Annotated in this window: 16 protein-coding genes; 5 read left to right on the top strand and 11 right to left on the bottom strand. The window is 66.1% G+C overall.

Going from position 1 to position 14,287, the window contains the following annotated elements:
• The first annotated feature begins 23 nt into the window (after positions 1-23).
• Positions 24-1,049: a BMP family protein gene (locus HF877_RS13065; RefSeq protein WP_346765143.1), complete on the top strand. Its 1,026-nt coding sequence runs from the start codon at positions 24-26 to the stop codon at positions 1,047-1,049.
• A gap of 4 nt (positions 1,050-1,053) precedes the next feature.
• Positions 1,054-2,070, top strand: a complete 1,017-nt coding sequence (add, locus tag HF877_RS13060) for an adenosine deaminase (protein ID WP_169621592.1) — start codon at positions 1,054-1,056, stop codon at positions 2,068-2,070.
• Here the strand turns inward: add and HF877_RS13055 are convergent.
• The 6 genes from HF877_RS13055 to HF877_RS13030 form a co-directional block, all read right to left on the bottom strand.
• On the bottom strand, positions 2,067-2,639 hold the full coding sequence (locus tag HF877_RS13055) for a TetR/AcrR family transcriptional regulator (RefSeq protein ID WP_169621591.1): 573 nt from the start codon (positions 2,637-2,639) through the stop codon (positions 2,067-2,069). The genes add and HF877_RS13055 overlap by 4 nt on opposite strands.
• Positions 2,636-3,436: an ABC transporter permease gene (locus tag HF877_RS13050; protein ID WP_169621590.1), complete on the bottom strand. Its 801-nt coding sequence runs from the start codon at positions 3,434-3,436 to the stop codon at positions 2,636-2,638. The genes HF877_RS13055 and HF877_RS13050 overlap by 4 nt, the downstream gene beginning before the upstream one ends.
• Positions 3,437-3,466: 30 nt before the next feature.
• Positions 3,467-4,402: an ABC transporter ATP-binding protein gene (locus HF877_RS13045; protein ID WP_169621589.1), complete on the bottom strand. Its 936-nt coding sequence runs from the start codon at positions 4,400-4,402 to the stop codon at positions 3,467-3,469.
• Positions 4,403-4,475: 73 nt separating this feature from the next.
• Complete coding sequence (locus HF877_RS13040; protein WP_169621588.1) at positions 4,476-5,237, bottom strand: alpha/beta fold hydrolase; 762 nt, start codon at positions 5,235-5,237, stop codon at positions 4,476-4,478.
• Positions 5,234-6,289: an isopenicillin N synthase family oxygenase gene (locus tag HF877_RS13035; RefSeq protein ID WP_169621587.1), complete on the bottom strand. Its 1,056-nt coding sequence runs from the start codon at positions 6,287-6,289 to the stop codon at positions 5,234-5,236. Before HF877_RS13035 ends, HF877_RS13040 begins: the two co-directional genes overlap by 4 nt.
• Positions 6,270-7,667, bottom strand: coding sequence for a nucleobase:cation symporter-2 family protein (locus HF877_RS13030; RefSeq protein ID WP_169621586.1), 1,398 nt, complete (start codon positions 7,665-7,667; stop codon positions 6,270-6,272). Before HF877_RS13030 ends, HF877_RS13035 begins: the two co-directional genes overlap by 20 nt.
• A gap of 224 nt (positions 7,668-7,891) precedes the next feature.
• Between HF877_RS13030 and HF877_RS13025 the strand changes: the two genes are divergently transcribed.
• Entirely contained in the window at positions 7,892-8,266 is a 375-nt protein-coding gene (locus tag HF877_RS13025) for a helix-turn-helix transcriptional regulator (RefSeq protein WP_169621585.1), read from the top strand.
• Position 8,267: 1 nt separating this feature from the next.
• Here the strand turns inward: HF877_RS13025 and HF877_RS13020 are convergent, their stop codons facing one another.
• From HF877_RS13020 to HF877_RS13005, 4 genes are all read right to left on the bottom strand, one after another.
• Positions 8,268-8,864, bottom strand: coding sequence for an ATP-dependent Clp protease proteolytic subunit (locus HF877_RS13020; RefSeq protein WP_169621584.1), 597 nt, complete (start codon positions 8,862-8,864; stop codon positions 8,268-8,270).
• The gene (locus HF877_RS13015) at positions 8,861-9,472 is read right to left on the bottom strand and encodes an ATP-dependent Clp protease proteolytic subunit (RefSeq protein WP_169621583.1); all 612 of its coding nucleotides are present in this window, start codon (positions 9,470-9,472) and stop codon (positions 8,861-8,863) included. The genes HF877_RS13020 and HF877_RS13015 overlap by 4 nt, the downstream gene beginning before the upstream one ends.
• A 74-nt stretch (positions 9,473-9,546) precedes the next feature.
• Positions 9,547-10,878 carry an MFS transporter gene (locus HF877_RS13010; RefSeq protein WP_169621582.1) on the bottom strand — a complete coding sequence of 444 codons (1,332 nt, stop codon included), beginning with the start codon at positions 10,876-10,878 and terminating at the stop codon, positions 9,547-9,549.
• A gap of 58 nt (positions 10,879-10,936) precedes the next feature.
• Entirely contained in the window at positions 10,937-11,410 is a 474-nt protein-coding gene (locus HF877_RS13005; RefSeq protein ID WP_169621581.1) for a VOC family protein, read from the bottom strand.
• Between the two features lie 282 nt (positions 11,411-11,692).
• Here HF877_RS13005 and HF877_RS13000 point away from each other — a divergent pair, with 282 nt between their 5' ends.
• On the top strand, positions 11,693-12,118 hold the full coding sequence (locus tag HF877_RS13000; RefSeq protein WP_169621580.1) for an ATP-binding protein: 426 nt from the start codon (positions 11,693-11,695) through the stop codon (positions 12,116-12,118).
• 129 nt (positions 12,119-12,247) lie between these two features.
• Positions 12,248-12,748 carry a hemerythrin domain-containing protein gene (locus tag HF877_RS12995; RefSeq protein WP_169621579.1) on the top strand — a complete coding sequence of 167 codons (501 nt, stop codon included), beginning with the start codon at positions 12,248-12,250 and terminating at the stop codon, positions 12,746-12,748.
• A gap of 44 nt (positions 12,749-12,792) precedes the next feature.
• Here the strand turns inward: HF877_RS12995 and HF877_RS12990 are convergent, their stop codons facing one another.
• A complete protein-coding gene (locus HF877_RS12990) occupies positions 12,793-14,226 on the bottom strand; it encodes a lipase maturation factor family protein (protein WP_169621713.1) in 1,434 nt (477 codons plus the stop codon).
• Positions 14,227-14,287: the final 61 nt, after the last annotated feature.

Here is a 14,287-nt window from a genome sequence, read left to right as displayed (position 1 = left end):
CTCCGTTCCCCTAGGAGAAACACGTGAAGAAACTGGGTACCGCTGTTGCGGTGATCGCCGCGGCCGGAGTCGCCGTTTCCGGATGCTCGTCGAGTTCGGAGTCCGGAGCATCGTCGTCGTCCGACGGCGTCGTCAAAGCCGCCATCATCACCTCAGGCCCGGTCAACGACCTCGGGTGGAACCAGGGCATGGTGGAAGGCGCCGAGAAACTCGAAGCCGAGGGACTCATCGATCTGACCGTGGTGCAGCAGGATTCGGGCGCCACCTCCGAACAGATCGCCCAGATCGTGACCGACCTCGCCGAGGACGGCCACGACCTCGTCGTGGGACACTCGTTCAACTACGGCGAGCCGATCAAGGGTGTCATCGCGGACTACCCAGACGTGTTGTTCGCCTACGCCGGCGGGTTCGGTGACATCACTGCCAACCTCGCCGACTACAGCCAACCGTTCTACGAGGGCTCCTTCCTGTCGGGCATTCTCGCCGGTGACCTGACGAAGTCCGGAATTCTGGCCGGCACAGCCGGTTTCGAGATCCCGGTGCGCAAGGCGCAGATCGAGTCGTTCGCCGACGGTGCCCGCCTGAGCTACAAGGGACCGGGCGAAATCCAGCTCCGGCCGTCCTACATCGGCGGATGGTCCGACGCTGCGGCCCAGACCCTCGAGGCTGTCAACGCGCTCGTCGACCAGGGCGCCGATCAGTTCACCACGTGCGGCGTGGACGCGGCCACGATCGAAGGTGCCAAGCAGCGCGGCGTGGGTGTCGCCGGTTACGCGATGGACCAGACGCCGCTCGCCCCCGAGAACGTCGTGTCCTCGATCGTGTGGAATCTCGACGAGGTCCTCCGCGCGATGGTGGCAGACGTCGAGTCGGGCAACATCGATCCCGCCAAGTACTACGACGTGGACTTCGCGGAGGGCGGCGTCGACGTCGCGGTGAACCCTGCGTTCGCCGACAAGATCTCCCCCGAGGCGATGGCGCTCTTCGAGGAGTACCGGGAGAAGATCAAGTCCGGCGAGTTCGAGGTCGAATACAAGGGCGGAGCGTAACCCGATGACGGTGACCCTCGAGGCAGTGCGGGCGCTGCCCAAGATCGAACTGCACCGCCACCTCGAGGGCACCGTCCGCCCCGACACGGTGCACGCACTCGCCGCAGCCAACGGCACGCCGCTGCCCGTGGACGACATGCGCACGCTCTACACGTACCGCGACCTGCGGCACTTCCTCGACGTGTACGACACGGTGTGCAGCACGATCGTCTCCCCCGCGGACTTCCACCGCGTCGCGTACGAATCGGTGCTCGACGCAGCCGCCACAGGCATCGTCTACACCGAGATGTTCTTCACTCCGCACGTGCATCTCTCCCGAGGTGTGCCCGCCGCGCACCTGTGGGACGGGATCACCGCGGGGCTGCGAGACGGAATCGCAGAGACCGGGATCGGCGTCCGAATGATCATGGACTGCACCAAGTTTCTCGGTCCCCACCTCGCGCTGCTGGAACTCGACCTTCTGACCTCACTGCCCGATCCCGACGGGTTCCTCGTCGGGATCGGGGGTGACGGCATCGAAGCCGGCGTCGACGACGCCGCGTTGGCCCCCGTGTTCGCGGAGGCCGGCCGGCGCGGGCTTCGCCGGACCTACCACGCCGGCGAGTTCGGGGTACAGAGCGTCGCCGACGCGATCCGCGTGCCCGGCTGCGAACGGATCGACCACGGTCCACTCGTCGTCGAGGATCCTGCGCTGGCCGCAGAAGCAGCCGATCGCGGGATCGTGTTCACGCTGTGCCCCAGTTCGGACGTCCTGATATCCCAGGTCTACCCGTCGGTGCGTGACCACTCCCTCCCGCGCATGCTCGAGGCCGGGCTGCACGTCACCGTCAACAGCGACGACCCCGCGATGCTGGGCCGCGATATCAGCGACGAGTACGTCACGGTCGTCGAAGAAGGACTGGTGACGCCGGAACAGTTGTGCGACATCGCGATCGGCTCCGTCGACGCCTGCTGGCTACCGGACGACGACAAGGCCGCGCTCCGCGCACGACTCGGTGCCGCCTGGGGCACCGCGTTCTAGCCGACCCCGTCGGGGCGTGGCCGTGCGCCGTTCAGGAACAACTCCGTGATCCGGCGTGCAACGGCAGATCCGCCGGACTCCGTCGCGCGTGCGAGGTGAAGGAAGGCGTTCATCAAGAACTCGGGTTCCCCGGTGAGTTCGTTCCTGTCGACGGCGTCGGCAAACAGGGCGACAACCGGGTCGAGGACTTTGCGGACATAGAGTCCGGAAATCTCCTCGCGGGTCGTCTCGCCCACCTGGTCGAGGGCGTCGTAGATCCGTTGCTCGAACGTGATCGTGGACCGGTGGTGCTCGGAGGAGACAACGGCGAGCGCGGTCAGACGATCGTCCAACGGTCCGTCGCTTCCGAGCGCCTCCAGGATGTGCACGTGGAGACCTTCGATGAACTCTTGCGCCACTGCCCGGTAGAGGTCTTCCTTCCCACCGGGAAAGTGGTGGTAGATCGAGGGTTTGCGGATCCCGACGTCGTCGGCCACCCCCACGAGCGAGATGCCGGAGTAACCGGTCGCGGCGAGTTGGTCGGCGAACGCCCTCATGATCTGCGTCCGGGTATCGGTTCCGTCGATCATCGGTTCCTCCGGGCATGGTTCGACGACAGGACACAGGCAAGTGCACCCGCTACCAGGAGCGTAACGAGCACGGCGGTCGCGAGGGGCGCCGCCTCGAGGGCGGCTCCGCTTTCCAGATGGCGCGCGGTCTCCACGAGGTAGGTGATCGGGTTGATGGTGGCGACCGCACGCATCCACCCGGAAAGCTGTTCGACGGGAGCGAAGAATCCCGTGAAGAACGACATGCCGAACACTACGAGGGTGACCAGGTTGATGCTCGATGTCGAGGCTCCGCGCACGGCGAGTGCCACCGTGAACAATGCCACCGCGAGGCCGAGAACGAGCATGAGACCGAGCATGGCAACCACTCCCGGCAGCGCCCCCGGGCGGTAACCGACCAGTACGGCGCCTGCGACGGTCACGACCTGCTGGAATGCGACAACGATGAGGGTCGCGACGAGTGTCCCCGCGAGAAAAGGCGCGGACGTTCCGTGCGCCATGCGGAGCCGGTCGAGATATCCGCTCGACACGTCCTGATGGACCAGGGTGCCCGCCGCTCCGGCACCGGTCGCGACTCCGGTGACGAGAATCAGTGGCAGGAGAAAGGCGATGAAGCTACCGCCGGGCAGATAGGTCTCTCCGACGGTGCTCAACTGACCGGTGTAGACGAGCAGGAAGAACAGCGATTGTGCAAGGGGGCTGACCAACAACGCCGGGGAACGCAGCAGCGTCCGGAGCGAGCGGATCGTCGCTGCCGTGACGACCGTGATCGGGATGGCGGCCGGGGTGTGAACGGGAGATGTTGCAGTGGAGATCATTCGTGTCCTTCGAGCAGAGAAGCCGACGTGTCAGCGAGATGCGAGTGCAACGAACACATCGTCGAGAGATGGTTCCGACAGCCTGATTTCACGTACCGCTCCCGCCATGGCACCGATGTCTTCCAGGGCGGTCTCGAGCACGTTCGAATCCTCCGGCAAAGCGAGGCGAACGAGGTCTTCCGCTCGAGGCTCCGCCTGAAATGCCGTACGAGACTTAGTGATCAGGTGCTGCGCGGCGGCCCGGTTCGCCAATCCGAGAGTGAGAGTGCGCTCACCGACCCGTCGTTTGAGAGTGTCGGGCGTGTCGTGCGCGACGACACGGCCCTCCCGGAGCACCACGATGTCCGTGGCGAGGACCTCCGCTTCGTGCAGGTCCTGCGTCGAGATCAGAAGAGTGCGGTTCGGGTCGCTGTCGTTCAGTCGCGTCAACTCGTTCCAGAAATCCAGACGGGCGAGTGGGTCCAGTCCGGTTGTCGGTTCGTCGAGAACGATGACGGGCGGTTCGCCTATCAGCGCGACCGCCAGATCGACCTTGCGCCGGGTGCCGCCCGACAGCTGCGCGATTCGTTTGCGGCTGTGTTCTCCGAGGCCGAACAGTTCGACGAGTTCGCGCGCGCGTTCGCGTGCGCCTCGCCGGCCCATTCCGAGCGCGAAGCCCTGGAACTCGAAGATCTCCGTCGGGGTGGCAAGGGGATCGAGCGCATTCGACTGGGGTGTGAGTCCGATCGAACGTCGTGCGTCCCGCAGGTGTTCGCGGGAGTCGTGGCCTTCGATGCGAACACTTCCCGAGGTCGGGGTACGGATAGTCGCGATGATCTCCAGCAGGGTGGACTTTCCTGCGCCGTTGGGGCCGAGGACGATCGTGCGACTACCGCGGGCAACATCGACCGACACGTCGTCGAGGACGACGCGGTCACCGTAGGACTTGGTCAGGGCGTGGATTTCGATCGCGGGTGAAGTAGGCACGAAACCAGACTACCTACCGGAAGGTAGGGCAGCAAACAAGCGGCCCCTGCAACCGAAACCGGGCAGTGCCGTCCTACCGCGACCCCACTGACACGGTTGCTGCAGGTAGCACGGCCGAACACCACTCCACGAGTGCCCGCGCAAGCTCGGTGCGCGCGGACAACTGGGGGGCATGGTCGGTGTCCAGGCTCACGACCGTCGCTCCCGGAACGAGCCGCTGCATCTCCCTCTGCGCGGCGAGTGGGACCGAACGGTCGCGTAGCGCCTCGATGTACAGCCTCGGCAGCGATCCGAATCGATCCGCCGTCCAGATGGGCGCCATGAGCCGCGCAGCCTCGAGTTGCGGACGCAGTCTGCGCGCCGCCTCCATCGCATCGACGGCGTCGGCCTCGTGAAAGAAGACTGCGGCAGCGGCTTCGGGCGGCACCACGGTTCCGCGACCGTCGGCCGTGACCTGCAACCACTTCGAAATCCCCACCGGCGGTTCGAGTCCCAGACCGTCGCACAACTGCCCGAAGTCGACGCCGGACGGCAGCATCATTCCCGCCACGTACGCGACTCCGGCGACACGGTCGGGCATCATCTCCGCGACCTGTGTCGCAACGATGCCACCACCGGAGTGCCCGACGACGAACACGGTGCCTTCGAGTCCGGCCACGTACTCGGCGACGTGTCCGGCAACGTCGTCGAGCGTGACATCGCGGTCGGCCCACCGGCCCACCCCGGGCAGCGACAACGCGTGCGGTGTATGCCCTGCCGCGGTCAGTGGTTCCGTCACCGTGTCCCAGACCCAGCTACCCGCCCACGCCCCGTGAACGAGGACGACATGGCTCACGATCGGTTCTCCCCCGCTGCGGCGAGCACCCGCGCCGCTTCCCGCTCTGCCGCGGTGTTCTTCGTGCCGTGCCGGGAGCCGGCAAGCTTCGCCTTGATGTGGTCCCGCACGACGACGGGTTCGTACGGATCGGGACCCGCATACTCCGGCAAGGTGGAGACGACCGCGTCGACGTTGCCGTCGTGGAAGTAGGCCACCGAACGACGACGCTGAATGCGACCGTCCACGACGGGAGGCTTGACCCGATGCAACGTGGACATCCAGTGATCGTCGGTGATGCGGGCGGTGAGGTCGCCGAGATTGACGAGCAGCGCTCCCGGCGACGGGGACACGTCGTGCCAGATGCCGTCGCTGCCCAGCACCTGCAAACCCGCAACCCGATCGGCCCACAGCACGGTGACGATCCCGAAGTCGGTGTGCTCCCCCATGCCCGTGAGGTCGCCGTCGAGGTTCACGGTGCCTTCGGGCAGGGCGTAGTTGTTCATCCGCAGCACGTCGATCGAGTGATCGGTCAGGTCGGCGAAGAAGTCCGGTGATTGGCCGAGCGCGTCGGCGAAGATGCGCGTGAGGGTGCGGGCGACCCGGCCGGCCTCGGCGTAGTACGCCTGCACCCGGTCTTCGAAGCCGGGCACGTCGGGCCAGAGGTTGAGTCCGTAGTCGTCTTCGGACAGGTCCAGGTCCGGGAAGGACCGGGCTTCGGTTCCGACGTTGTATGCCTCGAAGAAGTCGTTCATGCGACTCGCGGACTCGACACCGAGGCTCAGGCTGAGCGACTCGCTTTTCGGCGGGCTGTAGCCGCGGTTCGCTCCTTCGACCCGATACTCGCGCTTGACCTCCATCGAGAGACCGAAGAAGTCGTCGACGGCGGAGGTGAGTCCGGCGATCGCCGTCTCCGGAATGCCGTGGCCGAGGATCTGGATGAAGCCGACCCGCGAGCATGCGTCGTCGACCGCACGGGCGACGGCGGCACGCTCGTCGGCGCTGCCACCCCTCACATACGGGTCGATGTCGACGGCGGGAACCTCGAACGGCTCAGACGGTTGCGGGCTCACGTACCACTCCTACGGGTGAAGGAAGATCGGCCGAGGTCTCGGGGGCCGGCGTACCAGGGCCGGACGCGGCACGTGCCATGCGCCCGAGCCGCGTGTGGTTGAAGAGCAGGTTCAACGAGAAGGCGGTGATGGCAGCCAGGGTGATACCGCTGCCGAGCAGGATCTGCGCTGCGGACGGGAACCTGCTGAATAGTCCTTCGGATAGTTCGGGCAGCAGACCCACGCCGACCGCGACCGCGGCGATGGTGGAGTTGATGCGGTCGGACAGGTCCACCGACCGCAAGGTGTTGATGCCGACCAGGGCGACGGTCGCGAACAGGATCAGACCCACACCGCCGACCACGGGCTTCGGCAGGCCCGCGACGACCGCACTCACCTTCGGCAGCGCGCCGAGAACCACCAGGATCGCTCCCGACGTCGCGGTCACGTAGCGGCTGTACACCCGTGTGGTGGCGACGGCACCGACGTTCTGGGTGAAGACGGTATCGACGAAGGCGTTGAAGATACCGCCGAGCACGGCAGATGCGCCGTCGCCGGCGAGGCCGCGTGCGATGTCCCCCTTCGACACTCGTTTGCCGGTGATCTCGCTGACGGCGAGCATGCTCGCGGTGGACTCGGCGAACACGACCGCCATGACGATGCTCATCGCGACGACTGCGGTGATCGGGAATTCGGGCGCCCCGAAGTGGAACGGTGACGGCAGGCCCACCCAGGACGAGCCTGCGACGCCGCTGAGGTCGATCATTCCCAGCGGTACGGCCGCCGCTGTACCGACGACGAGCGCTATCAGCACACCGAGTTGGGCCCAGATGCCGCGGCCGAGACAGAGAAATCCGATGGCGACGGCCATGACCAGGACGGCGAGCAGAATGCCCGCGGGCGAACCGTACGACGGAGCAGAGGGATCGCTGCCGACGATCAGCCCACCGGCGACACCGATCAGTGAGATCCCGACGACAGTGAGCACGGCACCGGTCACGAGAGGCGGGAAGAACCGGATGATCGTGGCGAACGGCCAGGCCAGTGCGAGACCGATGATGCCGCCGACCAGCATGGAACCGTAGACCGCCTGAAGCCCGTATTCCTCGGCGATCAGGATCATCGGAGTGAGACCCGCAAAGGTGGCGCCACAGACGATCGGAAGCCGCACGCCGGCGAGTTTCCCCACCCCGAGGCTCTGCACGATGGTGATGAGACCGGCGATGAGTAGATCAGCGCTGATGAGCATCGCGATGGTGTCTTGGTCGAGTCCGACCGCGGCGCCGAAGACGAGCGGGACGGTGATGCATCCGGTGTACATGATGAGGACGTGCTGGATACCGAAGGCAAGTTGCCGGAAGAACGGAAGTCTCGTGTCTACGGGGTGCGGTGAGGTCATCTGCTCGCTCCCAATTCGTATGCGGGGCTGTATACGCTGCCGGATACATCCTGGGGCCCGAAGTTTTCCGGCTCGAGTCCTCATGTTTCGCGTAGGTAAGGACAATCTCACCGCGGAAATACCGGCCCGACGCTCGGGCACGACGAACAGTGTCCGGCCGCGGAGAGTGTTCATCGACAGCTGAACCCGGAACGCACGGGCGGTCGTGGGAGCAGAATGACGCCATGGATCCGAAGCAGGACTCGGTCGTCGATCTGGCCGCCGCCCGCGCCACGCGCACGTCCCGGCGGCCCGAGCCGCGCGCCAAGGCGCCGCAACCTGCACTGCTCCGGCAGATCTACGGCGAGATCCTGCGTGACGAGCGCCGCGACCAGGATCGCAGCCTCGACGATGTAGCCCGGGCGGTGGGCATGTCGAAGCAGTATCTGTCGGAGGTCGAGCGCGGCCGCAAGGAAGCATCGTCGGAGATCCTTCGGTCGGTGTGTGACGCGCTGGAACTGCCGATAGAGCAGTTGCTCGGCCGGGGGATCCGCCGGATGACAGCGCACCGCACGCTCCGGGCGCCCCGGAGCGCCGGCATCGAACTGTGCGCGGCGTGAACTAGAAGCCGTCCCGCTCGAGCAGGACGTGATCGGCCAGCCCGTACGACACGGCTTCCTCGGGCGAGAAGATGCGGTCGCGGTCGGTGTCTCGGCGCAGTTGCTCCACGTCGCGTCCGGTATGCGCGGCAAGGATGTTCTCGGTCTGCGCCCGCACGCGCATCACTTCTGCGGCTTGCAGTGCGAGATCGGAGATGGTGCCCTGCCCTTGCGCCGACGGTTGGTGCAGCAGCACCCGGGAGTGGGCGAGCACGTGCCGTCGTCCCGGTGCGCCGGCGGAGAGAAGCACCGCCGCCGCCGAAGCCGCCTGGCCCATGCAGTACGTGGCGACGCGTGCCCGCACGAACTTCATGGTGTCGTAGATCGCGAGCATCGCGGTCGACGATCCGCCCGGAGAATTGATGTACAGGCCGATCTCGAGATCGGGGGTCTCGGCTTCGAGATGCAGCAGCTGCGCCATCACGACGTTCGCGACACCGTCGTCGATTTCGGTTCCCAGAAAAACGATTCGCTCGTTGAGGAGCCGGCTGAAGACATCGAACGAGCGTTCCCCCGCCGGCGTGCGTTCGATGACGCTGGGGATCGTGTAGGTGCTCATGACAGTCCGATCGGTCGGCCCGCGCCGAACGGCGCGAGTTCGGCGAACGACGCGGCGACGGCGTCGATGATCCCGTACTCACGTGCCTGATCCGGGGTGAACCAGCGGTCCCGGTCGCTGTCCCGCTCGATCTCCTCCACGGATCGGCCGGTGGCCTCGGCGAGAATCTGCTGCGACTGGCGCTTCATGTATTCGAGGTTCTCGGCCTGGATCTCGATATCGACGGCAGTGCCCGCAAATCCGGCCGACGGCTGGTGCATCATGATGCGGCTGTGCGCCAGTGCACTCCGTTTGCCCTTGGTTCCGGCAGCCAGCAGGACCTGGCCCATGCTGGCGGCGAAGCCCACGGCGACGGTTGCCACGTCGTTGGGCACGAGCATCATCGTGTCGTAGATCGCCAGCCCGGCGTGCACGGACCCGCCGGGTGAGTTGATGTGCAGGACGATGTCCCGGCGGTCGTCGGCGGAGGCAAGGAGGACCAGCTCCGAGCAGACACGCTCGGTCGTCTCGTCGTTCACTTCGCCGGTGATCTGCACGATGCGCTGACGGAGGAGCCTGTCGGCGAGCTGGTCGCGGTAGTTGGTCGGTGGGGGCGGTGGAATGGTCATGGATCCACCTTCGCCGGATCCGGCACCGCGGCAGCGCCTTTGTCCGCTCACGGCAGACGAGCACCGGGGCAACCCTATTCGAGAACGGTTCCGGCCTTTTCGGGAAGTGTGATCGCCGCACATGCCGCCACGACGAACGACGCCGCGAATACACCGAACACCAATGCGTTGCCGCCGGAGTCGAGCAACAGGGGCACGAGCAGCGGCGCGACGATCGATGCGAGTCGGCCGAATGCGGCCGCCGAACCTGTGCCCGAGCCGCGGACCGATGTCGGATACAGCTCCGGGCCGATCGCATACAGTGCGCCCCACGCACCGAGGTTGAAGAATGACAGCGCCATCCCTGCCGCGATGACGGTCCCCGGCGTCTCGGCGAGACCGAACAGTGCCGCCGCCACTGCGGAACCGGCGAGGAAGGTCGCGAGGGTTGCGCGCCGTCCCCACACCTCGATCAGCCATGCGGCCACGGCGTAGCCGGGCAACTGCGCCAGCGTGATGATCAGTGTGTAGCCGAACGAGGTCACGAGGTCGAACCCTTGGGCGACCAGCAGGCTCGGCAACCAGATGAACGCACCGTAGTACGACAGATTGATGCCGAACCAGACGATCCACAGCGCGCCGGTGCGCGCGCGGAGGTTCGGAGCCCAGATCGAGACCCGGCCGGTATCCGTCGGTGCGGTGGGTTCGCCGGAGTCCGGCGGGGGCGAGACTCCGGGATCCCGGGTGGTGGTGGCGCGGCCGGCCGACTCTTCGTAGTCACGGACGATCGCTTCGGCTTCGTCGTATCGGCCCTTGCTCTCGAGAAACCGCACCGATTCGGGCATCCCGAACCGGACGACGAGCGCATACGCTGCGGGCACGAGGCCGACAGCGAGCGCCCACCTCCACCCGTCGTCGTTCAGCGGCACGACGAAGTACCCGATCAGCGCCGCGAGAAGCCAGCCCACGGCCCAGAACGCTTCGAGCGCGACGACCACCCGGCCGCGGATCTTGCGGGGCGCGAATTCGCTGACGAGTGTGGAGGCGACCGGAAGTTCGGCGCCCAGCCCCAGACCCACGACGAACCGGAGGGCGATGAGCATCGCCACCGAGGTCGACAACGCGGCCGCGCCGGTCGCGAGCCCGTACACGAGCAGAGTCGTCGCGAACACCTGACGACGGCCGATCCGGTCGGCGAGCAGTCCACCCACCGACGCACCGATGGCCATCCCGGCGAAGCCGATCGACCCGATCCAGGACAACTGCGTCGACGACAGATCCCACTGCACCGCGAGCGCGGCCATGACGAACGAGATCAGGCCGACATCCATCGCGTCGAGCGCCCAGCCGGTGCCGGAACCGGCGAGGAGACGGCCGTGCCTGCCGGTGAACGGCAAATCATCCAGGCGCTGCGTGCGTGTGGGCATAACCGCGAAAATTACACGGCACCGCGCCGGGCAGGCGCGGTCGGGCACCTACGGGGTCTCATCCCCGCGCTGCGGCCTCGAGCGTCGGCACGTCGATCTTCCGCATCGTCAGCAACGCGTCGGTCACGCGTTGGGCCGCGGCCCGGTCGGAGGAGCCGAGCAGTTCGTCGAGCCGCTGCGGCACGACCTGCCAGGACAATCCGTACTTGTCCGAGAGCCAGCCACACTGCGACTCTTTTCCGCCGTCGGCCGTCAGGGCGGTCCAATAGTGGTCCACCTCGTCTTGGGAAGCACAGTCGATCTGGAAGGACACCCCCTCGTTGAAGGGGAACTGTGGGCCGCCGTTGAGCCCGTAGAACACCTGGCCGTCGAGGACGAACTCCACGGACATCACCGTGCCCTCGGGCACCGGAGCCCCTTCCCCGTAGTACGTGATCTCTCCGACCCGCGAGTTGGGGAACACCGTCGTATAGAACTGTGCGGCGTCCTCGGCATTCATGTCGAACCACAACCACGGCGTGATCTTGGGCATGGTGTTTCCTTCCCGGACGGTCTGTCTTCGGTGTCGACGGTGGTCCGCTGTGGCCACCATTCATGGAGTACGACCCGGAACGGCGACGGAAATCATCACCGGAGTCACAACAATGTTTCTTTCGTGATCATCAGGATGTGGATTCATGCATCCGGTGGGGTATGCCTGCTGCGTGCAGTTGCCCAAGAGTGCCTCCGAATCAGCCGGCTTCGCAGTGTGTACGCAGGGGAAACCCGGTGTGCCGGCAGCCGGACCGCTGTCCGCCGCCCGAGTGGGTCTCCGATGCTGACGGACAGCAACGGCACTGCATCCTTCGCGTCCGGGGGGATCTTCTTCCGGGGTGTCCGCGCCGATCCCGCCTACATCTCGGATCTCCGTCGTGCCGTGCGGCAATGGCTCGAGCAGCTCGATGTCGACGACGACCGCAAGCACGATGTCGTGCTGGCAAGCTACGAAGCCTTGGCCAACGCGGTGGAACACGCATACGACCCCGGTGACGCGTCCGCTTCCCTCGACTTCGAGGCGACATATCTGCCCCTCGATCATGTTCTCGAGGTCCGGGTTGCAGACCACGGTTGCTGGCACGACGCCGACGGGTCCCCCAGCTCGCGAGGCCACGGTCTTGCCTTGATACGCGGTCTTGCGACCGACGTGGTCATCACCCCGAGCCCGCAGGGCACGCACGTCACCATCCACTGGTCGCTGTAGCGCGGGTCTCGTCACCGCGACGTCCGGTCGGCCTCGGTGGGAAGTGTTTGCGCCCAGTCGAGCTCGGGTATATCGGCCGGTACTGCGCCACTGCCGACCCGCCGGCGGGCCCGATCCTACGAGGTGTCCATGTCCACCGATGCGCTCGTCATCCTGAAGAACGACCACAAGGAGATCCGGAAGTTGTTCCGCGATTTCCGTAGCGCCGGCGACAACGCGGTCAAGACCAAATCCGCGATCGTCGACAAGATCATCACAGCGTTGACGGTCCACACCTACATCGAGAACGAGGTGCTGTATCCGCGGGTTCGTGACCTCGTCCCCGACCTCGAGGACGACGTCCTCGAGTCGTACGAAGAACACCACGTCGCCGATGTGCTCATCTCCGAACTCGCTGCGATGTCGCCCGACGACGAACGTTTCGATGCCAAGACCACCGTGCTGATCGAGAACGTCGAGCACCACATCGAGGAAGAAGAGGACGAGTGGTTCCCGCAGGTACGCGAGAGCCTCGGCCGTAAGACGTTGCAGGAGATCGGGGCGGAACTTCTCGAATGCAAGGAGAAGGCGCCCACATCACCCGCGCAGCCGTCGGCACTGAAGAAAGCCGTGGACGCGGTCGCCTCCTAGCGCAGTCGTCTCCTGGCACGCGGCGCGGACCGTATCCCGTCCCGTCACGGCATCTGCATGTCCGACAACGCCATCGGCATCATGAAGTCTGCGACGGGCTCGCGCACCCACCACGCTCCGGTCGCCCTGCGCTCCGTTCGAGTGGCGTAGCGGTACCGGAACAGCCGCGCCCGGACAAGAACCGGCGGTTGATCAGGGAACGGGTTGTGCCGCAGCAGCTTCAGAGTATCCCGATCGTTTTCGAGTAGCTTGCGCACGAAGCGGGGAAACCAGACAGCGGCGTAGTCCCGCGAGATCGCGGCGAACCACATCAGCCAGTCGAGGCGGAGGTGGTACGGAGCGTATTGGCGGGGCCGCCGCCGCACATCCCCCGGTTTTCCCTTGAACTCGTACTCCCGCCATTCGGTAGCGGGCGTGTCCACCCGGTCCGCCGTCCCCTCCACGATCACCTCACGGCGGGTCCGGGTGATACTCCCGAAGGCCCCGTAGGCGTTGACGAAATGCCATTGATTGAACGATGCGTTCATCGCTTGCCGCTTCGACGCGAGGTTCCGGGCCGGGCGGTAACTGAGCACCACCGTCACCACCGTCAGGGCCACCACCGCCACCGTGAACGGGAGCGGGGTCGGCCGGTAATCCGTTTCCACGGGGATGAACCGGGCGTAGAACTCGTCCGGCAGTACGGAGAACGCCAGGACGATGGTGATCCAGTTGAGCCAGGCGAAGTTGCCGCTGGCCACCAGCCACAACTGGGTCAGGATCATCACCGCGGCCGCGATTCCGGCCACAGGCTGCGGGAGGAACAGCGCGAACGGAACCACCAGTTGCGTGACGTGATTTCCGGCCACCTCGACCTTGTGCACGGGCCGGGGCAGCAGATGGAACCAGCGGCTCAGCGGTCCGGGCATCGGCTGTGTCTCGTGGTGGTAGTACAGGCAGGTCAGATCGCGCCAGCAGGGATCGCCGCGCATCTTGATCAGCCCGGCCCCGAACTCCACCCGGAACAGCACCCAGCGCATGAGGATCAGCACGAGAAACGGCGGTGCGACGTCGGCGTTGCCGAGAAAGATCGCCAGCACACCCGCCTCGAGCAGCAGCGACTCCCAGCCGAACGAATACCACGCCTGGCCGACATTGACGATGGACAGATAGAACGCCCACATCACGAACCAGACGCCCATGCACACGACCAACGGCATCCGCTCGGTGAACCCGACGAGCGTGAGCGCCGCCAGGATCGCGCCGACCGTGGCGAGGGTCGCGAAAAGACGGTCGGAGTACCGGAAATGGAACAGACTCGGCGAACTCCTGAAACTGCGTGCGGCCAGGTAGTCGGGCACCGGAAGCAGTCCTCGCGTACCGATCAGCGCCCGGAACTGCAGAAGTGCGGCAAGGAATGCGACCAGGTACAGCGCGGCGAGCCCGCGGGTGACCAGAAGCCGCCCGATCGTGTAACCGTCCGCCGCCGCCCACTCCATCACGTCAGCCCGTGTCCGCTCCGGTGTCCCCGTCCACCTGTACGAGCATGGCACCGCCGGA

Source organism: Rhodococcus sp. BL-253-APC-6A1W (genome assembly GCF_012843405.1).
GTDB lineage: Bacteria > Actinomycetota > Actinomycetes > Mycobacteriales > Mycobacteriaceae > Rhodococcus.
The sequence above is the reverse complement of the archived record's forward strand: the minus strand, read 5'-3'. Positions and strand labels throughout refer to the sequence as shown.

Bases quoted from the DNA above. Each gene is read 5' to 3' on its own strand.
- HF877_RS13025 (WP_169621585.1), top strand. From the start codon at position 7,892: ATGGATCCGAAGCAGGACTCGGTCGTCGATCTGGCCGCCGCCCGCGCC.
- add (WP_169621592.1), top strand. From the start codon at position 1,054: ATGACGGTGACCCTCGAGGCAGTGCGGGCGCTGCCCAAGATCGAACTG.
- HF877_RS13000 (WP_169621580.1), top strand. From the start codon at position 11,693: ATGCTGACGGACAGCAACGGCACTGCATCCTTCGCGTCCGGGGGGATC.
- HF877_RS13010 (WP_169621582.1), bottom strand. From the start codon at position 10,878: ATGCCCACACGCACGCAGCGCCTGGATGATTTGCCGTTCACCGGCAGG.
- HF877_RS13005 (WP_169621581.1), bottom strand. From the start codon at position 11,410: ATGCCCAAGATCACGCCGTGGTTGTGGTTCGACATGAATGCCGAGGAC.
- HF877_RS13030 (WP_169621586.1), bottom strand. From the start codon at position 7,667: ATGACCTCACCGCACCCCGTAGACACGAGACTTCCGTTCTTCCGGCAA.
- HF877_RS13050 (WP_169621590.1), bottom strand. From the start codon at position 3,436: ATGATCTCCACTGCAACATCTCCCGTTCACACCCCGGCCGCCATCCCG.
- HF877_RS12990 (WP_169621713.1), bottom strand. From the start codon at position 14,226: ATGGAGTGGGCGGCGGCGGACGGTTACACGATCGGGCGGCTTCTGGTC.
- HF877_RS13020 (WP_169621584.1), bottom strand. From the start codon at position 8,864: ATGAGCACCTACACGATCCCCAGCGTCATCGAACGCACGCCGGCGGGG.
- HF877_RS12995 (WP_169621579.1), top strand. From the start codon at position 12,248: ATGTCCACCGATGCGCTCGTCATCCTGAAGAACGACCACAAGGAGATC.
- HF877_RS13055 (WP_169621591.1), bottom strand. From the start codon at position 2,639: ATGATCGACGGAACCGATACCCGGACGCAGATCATGAGGGCGTTCGCC.
- HF877_RS13015 (WP_169621583.1), bottom strand. From the start codon at position 9,472: ATGACCATTCCACCGCCCCCACCGACCAACTACCGCGACCAGCTCGCC.